The organism is Mesorhizobium sp. M1A.F.Ca.IN.022.07.1.1, from assembly GCF_003997575.1.
In the GTDB taxonomy this organism is placed as follows: domain Bacteria; phylum Pseudomonadota; class Alphaproteobacteria; order Rhizobiales; family Rhizobiaceae; genus Mesorhizobium.
The window spans coordinates 1-805 of sequence record NZ_RZST01000692.1 but is presented as its reverse complement, the minus strand read 5'-3'; the positions used below and the strand labels follow the sequence as shown (position 1 = coordinate 805).

Below are 805 nucleotides of genomic sequence, written 5' to 3'. Positions count from 1 at the left end.
TCCTGCATCGTGCTGAAGAAAGGCGCCGATGGCGCCACTTATCACGACCGCAAGGGCACGCTCGCCATGCCCGGCTTTGTGGTCGAGGAAGTCGATCCGACCGGCGCCGGCGATTGCTTCGGCGCCGCCTTCGTTTCCTTCTGGCTGCGCGGTGCCTCGCCCGCCGATGCACTGCGCATCGCCAATGCCTGCGGCGCGCTCGCCGTTACCCGCAAGGGGCCGATGGAAGGCATTCACCGGCTCGCCGACGTCGAGGCCTTCATCGCAAAAGCGACCGCACGCGCATGACCGGCGCCACGGCAAGATTTGCTGGCATCGCCGCTCGCCGCGCGGCAGGCGCGAAGGGCGGCATCGCCTCGATCTGTTCGGCGCACCCGCTGGTGATCGAAGCGACGCTCCGCCACGGCGCGAGGAATGGCGCCGATGTGCTGATCGAGGCGACCTGCAACCAGGTCAATCACGAGGGCGGCTATACCGGCATGACCCCGGCCGCCTTTCGAGCCTTCGTCGAGACGCAAGCAGGCAGGACCGGCTTTCTGTTCGACCGGCTGATCCTCGGCGGCGATCACCTCGGCCCGAATCCGTGGAAGCATCTGCCCGCGGCGGAAGCGATGAACAAGGCGGCGGCGATGATCGACGCCTATGCCTCCGCCGGCTTCACCAAGCTGCATCTCGACACCAGCATGGCTTGTGCCGACGATTCCGTGGCACTCGCCGACGAGACGATTGCCGCGCGCGCGGCCGAGCTTGCGGCGGTTGCCGAGGCGGCGGTCGCCCGCTCGGGTGATGAAAAACCCGTCTACAT

Annotated in this window: 2 protein-coding genes; both read left to right on the top strand. The window is 67.5% G+C overall.

Annotated features, from left to right (window positions below):
• The coding region (locus EOA75_RS33435; RefSeq protein ID WP_245466840.1) for a PfkB family carbohydrate kinase at positions 1-288 on the top strand (288 nt) is incomplete at its 5' end.
• Positions 285-805: class II D-tagatose-bisphosphate aldolase, non-catalytic subunit (locus EOA75_RS33430; protein WP_164747784.1), on the top strand; the 521-nt coding region annotated here is incomplete at its 3' end. The genes EOA75_RS33435 and EOA75_RS33430, both read left to right, overlap by 4 nt.